Source organism: Streptomyces sp. NPDC003691 (genome assembly GCF_053981115.1).
Genome location: NZ_JBSFNQ010000183.1, coordinates 1 through 5,617, shown reverse-complemented (window position 1 = coordinate 5,617; position 5,617 = coordinate 1). Strand labels below are relative to the sequence as shown.

Annotated in this window: 6 protein-coding genes; 5 read left to right on the top strand and 1 reads right to left on the bottom strand. The window is 71.1% G+C overall.

The features are described 5' to 3' along the window. Positions 1 to 139: 139 nt before the first annotated feature. Positions 140 to 592: an N-acetyltransferase family protein gene (locus ACWDR0_RS34410; protein ID WP_456355770.1), complete on the bottom strand. Its 453-nt coding sequence runs from the start codon at positions 590 to 592 to the stop codon at positions 140 to 142. A gap of 197 nt (positions 593 to 789) precedes the next feature. Here ACWDR0_RS34410 and ACWDR0_RS34405 point away from each other — a divergent pair, with 197 nt between their 5' ends. From ACWDR0_RS34405 to ACWDR0_RS34385, 5 genes are all read left to right on the top strand, one after another. Further along, positions 790 to 1,242, top strand: coding sequence for a DUF6193 family natural product biosynthesis protein (locus ACWDR0_RS34405; protein ID WP_456355769.1), 453 nt, complete (start codon positions 790 to 792; stop codon positions 1,240 to 1,242). Positions 1,243 to 1,443: 201 nt separating this feature from the next. Continuing rightward, positions 1,444 to 2,310, top strand: a complete 867-nt coding sequence (locus ACWDR0_RS34400; protein WP_456355768.1) for a MerR family transcriptional regulator — start codon at positions 1,444 to 1,446, stop codon at positions 2,308 to 2,310. Between the two features lie 157 nt (positions 2,311 to 2,467). Further along, the gene (locus tag ACWDR0_RS34395) at positions 2,468 to 3,808 is read left to right on the top strand and encodes a sensor histidine kinase (RefSeq protein WP_456355767.1); all 1,341 of its coding nucleotides are present in this window, start codon (positions 2,468 to 2,470) and stop codon (positions 3,806 to 3,808) included. 53 nt (positions 3,809 to 3,861) lie between these two features. Further along, positions 3,862 to 4,506, top strand: coding sequence for a response regulator transcription factor (locus ACWDR0_RS34390; RefSeq protein ID WP_456355771.1), 645 nt, complete (start codon positions 3,862 to 3,864; stop codon positions 4,504 to 4,506). A 202-nt stretch (positions 4,507 to 4,708) separates the two neighbouring features. Next, positions 4,709 to 5,569 (top strand): hypothetical protein, encoded by an 861-nt coding sequence (locus ACWDR0_RS34385; protein WP_456355766.1) that lies wholly within the window; start codon positions 4,709 to 4,711, stop codon positions 5,567 to 5,569. Positions 5,570 to 5,617 lie beyond the last annotated feature (48 nt).

Below are 5,617 nucleotides of genomic sequence, written 5' to 3'. Positions count from 1 at the left end.
TGAGCCACTGCGGAGCATTGGTGATTGACGACAACGCAGCGAGGCGCGGTGCCAGGGCACGCGAGCCCGGCAAGATCCGAAAGAGACGACCTAGGGTCCGAGCCACGCCGTGGTGTCCGTCAAACGGCGCTCGGATTTGTCAGAGCTGCAGCTTGAAGCCCACATGCGAACCTGTAAAACCCAAGCGTTCGTAGAAGCGGTGGGCGTCGGTGCGGGCCGAGTCCGAGGTGAGCTGCACCAGCAGGCAACCCTGGCGCCGGGACTCGTCGACGGCCCACTCGACGAGCCGGGAACCGAGGCCGTGACCACGCTCGGAGCTGTGGATCCGTACCCCCTCGATGATCGAACGGGTCGAGCCCTTGCGGGACAGCCCCGGGACAATCGTGAGCTGGAGGGTGCCGACGACCTCACCGTCGCGATCGGCAACGACCAGCAGCTGGTTCGGATCGCCTTGCAGTCGCTCATAGGCCGATCGGTAGGGAGCCAGATCCTCCGGTGACTCACGGGTGGCGCCCAGTGCGTCGTCCGCGAGCATGGCAACGATGGCTGCGATATCGTCCCGCGCCGCGGGACGGATGACGATAGTGGTCATACGGCGCATGCTAACCGTGTGCCCCTTACAGCAACCGGTTTGGCCGACATTGTCCGGGTCGTCCGCGGAACGTATGCGGCCGCGACCACGTCACGCGGCCGCCCAGGGGTCCGGGCGGGCCTGAACCAGTTGCTCTGCGCCGAGACCGCGGTCTTCGCGCGCTCCCGTTTCCGGGCTTCACACGCGACACTGCAGCGGTGGACACGAACAACAGGACACCGTATCCGGCACCGGCCCTGCCTCCGAGACCGGTTCTCCCGGACATCGCCGCAGCGCGGCGCCGGGGCCCGGCCCATGAGATCGAAGCCTGCTGGCAGGCCCTGCCGCTGATCTGGGAGTGGAGGCAGTCAGTGCACCAGAGCCGCTCGCCGAAGCGCCCCTTTCCGCGCGTCGTCCCGCTCGTGGAGGCCGCCGGCGCCGAACCACGACTGCGACGGCTGTACCCGGTCAACAGCCACTTCACCCTGCTCTTCAGCAGCTCCACCACCTACCCCTGGACCGTTGAAGGCGGGTCCATCGAGCCGCTGCGCGATGGGCGGTTCACAGTCCGCCGGCGTCATCCGTACGGCGTGATCGGCATGACCGACAGCCCCGAAGAGGCGGTAGCCCTGGTACTGGAACTCCTGCCCACCGACACCGGCCACCAATAGCGGTCTCATGCCTGCCCGCAGGGCTTCGTTGACCGTGTTCAGGGCCGAGTCCCGCGGGGTGACAGCAAGAGCGCGGGCGGGGGCTCGGCCGGAGCTGTTCGGACGAGTCGGCGTGCAGGGGCAGTGCTCGGGTTGCAGTTGCCGTAGCGGCATGTGATCAGGTGGAGCCCTCCTCGTTCGGTGGTGAAAGGTCCTTCACTGATGCCCATGTCCTTCCTCGTGTCGCGACAGTCCAGGATCGGTGATGTGGCGGCCCTCGTGGGCACGACGCCGCGGGCGATCCGGCACTACCACGCCGTGGGTCTGATTCCCGAGCCCGGGCGGGGCGCCGACGGGCGCCGTCGCTACGGGTTCCAGGACGTGGTCCGGCTGCTGTGGATCCGGAAGATGGCCGGTGCGGGAATCGCCCTGGACGATATTCGCGATGCCTTTGCCACCACCGGTGAAAACGGGAGTGGAAGTGGGAGTGCGGGTATTGAGGCCACTCTGGGGCGGCTGGAGGAGAACCTCGCCGCCCGGGAGGCGGAGCTGGCCCGGCAGCGGGCCCGTGTGCGACGGATGCGTGCCGAGGGCAGCCGGATGGGTCTGCTCTCCGAGGCGGTCGCCGGCCGGCTGAGGCAGCTTCCCCGGGGGTCACTGCGCCAGGCGGACCTGGACACCCTGCTCGTCACCGAGCGGATCTTCGGCCCTGTCGGCGCGGCCGTGCAGGCATCCCGGTTCATCGCGCTGGCCACCCGTCCCGGGCTTCGGGCCGAGTCCGACCGCGTGGACTCCGCCGAGGAAGCGCTCGACGACACCGTCTCCGTCGACGACCCGCGCGTCGCCGCGACGGCCGCCCGGCGCCACGCCTTCGAGAAGACCCTGATGGCCGTGATCGAAGAGTCGGCAATCGGGGAGGACGAAGCAGCCCTCCTCGACGCTCTGGACTCCGAGGACATACCGGAGGCGGATGCCGGGGGCGGTGGTATGAGCGTGTACGAAGCGATCAGCAGACTGCCCCACGACCTCTCGCCGGCCCAGGCGCGCTGCGAGGAACTGGCCCAGGAACTCGCCGCCGATGATGATTGAGTGGTCTCCGGAACACGCACGCCGGCAGACGTGCGGTGAGGGTTGTCCGGCCGCGCGGGGGCGGAGTCCTCGGAGAGGGGCGTCGCTCACTCTGCTCGCGGGCGGTGTGTGCGGCCGTCAGCGGACCGGTGCTGGTGCAGGACAGTAGCGTGGGGCCATGAACAACGCGCTCTCCCTTCCGGCCCCGGACCGGTGGTACCGGGGCACGAGGGGCCTTCGCCGTACGGGGCGCGACACGTTGGTGCGGTCGCTCTATCTGCTCACCGCGCCGGTGGTAGCCGCGGTCGGGCTGTTGCCCGTCATCGGTGGTGCGCTCGTCGCGACGGCCGGTCTGCTGCTGCCCGGACGCTCGCGGTTGGTGGCCGGGGCGCTGGCGCCGGCACGGTGGTTCGCCGAGGTGGAGCGGTGGCGTATCGCCCGGGTGCAGCCCGCGATCGGCACGACCGGCCGAGCCGGTCCGCGGGCGGGACACGGAGGGAGGCCGGACCCGGTGGCCCCCGGGGCATGGCCGGCCGTGGCGCATATGGTCCTGCTGGTGCCCGTCGCCCTGGTCACATCGGCGGTGACGGCACTGTGGTGGTTCGTCGGCATCGGCAGCGCCACATGCTCCCTGCGCTACCGGTACACCGTGGCCGAACCGCTGCAGCCGCTCTCGCTGAATCTGGGTGACGCGCAGTCGCACATCGCCGTGACCCTGGGGCTGCCCTCCCCCGTCGAGCGGGTCGTCTTCGGGACCGTACTCGGTCTGCTGACCCTGTTCACCCTGCCGCTGGTGACCCGGGCATGCGCCACCGTCCAGAGCGGGCTGGGGAAGGTACTGCTCGGCGACGTGTCCGTGCCGCAGCGCAGGATCAGCGGACTGGAACAGGAGCGGGACGCCGCTCGCGCGCGGACGGTCGCCGCGGTCGCGGCCGAGGCCACCGCGCTGCGCCGGCTCGAACGCGATATCCACGACGGGCCCCAGCAGCGCCTGGTCCGTCTGGCGGTGGAACTGGGGCGCATCCGGCACCACTTCGACCGGCGGCCCGAGACGGCCCGGGAGGCACTCGCCGACGCGATCCTCCAGACCCAGGAGACGCTGGACGAGCTGCGGGCGCTCTCCCGGGGTATCGCCCCGCCGATCCTGGTCGACCGCGGTCTGCACGAGGCCCTCGCCGCCCTGGCCGCGCGTTCCGCCACCTTCACGGAGTTCGACGCCTCTCCCCTGGACCACCGGCCGCGGGACGCCGTCGAGACGGCGGCGTACTTCGTGGTCTCGGAGGCCATGACCAACGTGGCCAAGCACAGCCGCGCGCGGCGGTGTGTGATCGGGCTCCGCCATCATGAGGGCATGCTGAGGGTACGGGTGGTGGACGACGGAGTGGGCGGCGCGGCACTGGACAAGGGGCACGGTCTCCGGGGACTGGAGGACCGGCTCCTGTCTCTCGGCGGCCGGTTGCGGATCAGCAGTCCGCACGGTGGCCCGACGACGATCACCGGGGAGCTGCCGTGCTGCTGAACCCGCACGAGGCGGTCCCGGGACCGGTACGGGGCCCGGCCGCCCGGAGAGCGCTGCGGATCGTCGTGGCCGACGACTCGGTCCTGCTGCGCGAGGGGCTGGTGCGTCTGCTCGTCGAGGACGGCCACCAGGTCGTGGCCACGGCCGGCGACGGTCCCGCTCTGGTCCGGGCGGTGCTGGAACACCGTCCGGATGTGTCGGTCGTCGACATCCGGATGCCTCCGGCCCACACGGACGAGGGTCTGCGCGCGGCGATCGCCGTCCGCCGACAGCTGCCCGGCGCGCCGGTCCTGATGCTGAGCCAGTACGTGGAGCCCTCCTACGCGGGCGAGCTGCTCGCGGACGGCTCCGGCGCGATCGGCTATCTCCTCAAGGACCGGGTCGCCCGGGTCGAGGAGTTCCTGGACACGCTGGACCGGGTCGCACACGGCGGAACGGTGCTCGATCCCCAGGTGGTCGCCCTGCTGCTGACCGGGCGGCGCCGGGACACCGCTCTGGGCTCCCTGACGGCACGGGAGCGGCAGATCCTGGAGCTGATGGCCGAAGGCCATTCCAATACGGCCATCACCGAGCGGCTCGTGGTCTCCGCGAGCACCGTGGAGAAGCACATCGGCACCGTCTTCGCCAAGCTCGGTCTTCCGCCCGACGACGCCCGGCACCGCCGGGTACTGGCCGTCCTCACCTATCTCAGGGGCTGACGGGACGCCCCGGTCCGGTCCGCGTGCGCGTCCGGGCCCGCCCCGGGCGGAGGCTTGCCCCGGGGGCGGGGTGGGGGCCTGCCACACCACCGGGTGTCCGGCCTGCTCCGATGACCGGGAGGCGCCGGTACGCGAGCGTGGTCGGTACGGCGGCAGACGTCGTACTGCCGTCGCCGCACCCGATCGGACCGGAGGAACGTCCTTGTCCCAGCCCGCAGCCCCGTGGCGATCCGCGCCTGTCCCCGGCCGCGCCGTCGCCGTGCTCACGGCCCTGGCCGTGGCCCTCGCCACCGCGTTCGTCCTCGCCCCGCGCAGACTGGCGGCGGGCGGCACGGGCAACACCCTGTCCGACCGGGACGACCTCGTCGGAGCCGTACGCGAAGCGTTCGTCGGGTACTGGGCCTCCGGCGACCGAAAGTTCACACCGGAGCTGGAGACGGTGGTCGACTACTGGTTCCGCTACCACGTGGCGAAGGCCGTGATCGCCGCACTCCTGACGATCGTGCTCGTCGCGCTCGGTGTTCTCCTGTGGCGAGCGTTCGGAAAGGCCGGTGGTCTCGGGGCGGGCACGATGGCCCTCGCGGCGAGCGGCGCTCTGGTCACGGTACTCGCCCTGTTCTCCCTGGCGGTGGTGATGGCCAATGTGCAGGGCGCGGTGGCGCCCTTCGCCTCGCTGCTGCCGATGCTGGGGGTCACCTCGGCCGACGGTGAACTCGGCGCGGCACTCGACAGGATCAGAGAGCAGCTGGCCGGCCGGGCGGGCGCGGGTGACCGGACACCGCCTGCTGTGGAGGTCATGATCAGCGACTTCGACCGGTATCACGTGGCCATGGCCGTACTCGCCTCGGCCGTCGCGGTCGCCCTGGTCACGGTCGGTGTGCTGCTGTGGAAGAGGTTCACGGGAACGGAACGGTCCGACCGGCGGGCACGGCGTGTACTGGCGTCGTTCGCGGTTCTGTCCGTGTTGCTGGCGCTCGTTGCCGTCGTGGTCGCGGTGGCGAACGCGGGCACCGCGGCGGATCCGGCACCCGCCCTCCTCGCCTTCCTCAACGGCGGCTGGTGACAGCGTCACAGGCCGCCGAGTTCCCCGGTTCCCGACCCGACCCGACCC

Bases quoted from the DNA above. Each gene is read 5' to 3' on its own strand.
- ACWDR0_RS34410 (WP_456355770.1), bottom strand. From the start codon at position 592: ATGACCACTATCGTCATCCGTCCCGCGGCGCGGGACGATATCGCAGCC.
- ACWDR0_RS34400 (WP_456355768.1), top strand. From the start codon at position 1,444: ATGCCCATGTCCTTCCTCGTGTCGCGACAGTCCAGGATCGGTGATGTG.
- ACWDR0_RS34395 (WP_456355767.1), top strand. From the start codon at position 2,468: ATGAACAACGCGCTCTCCCTTCCGGCCCCGGACCGGTGGTACCGGGGC.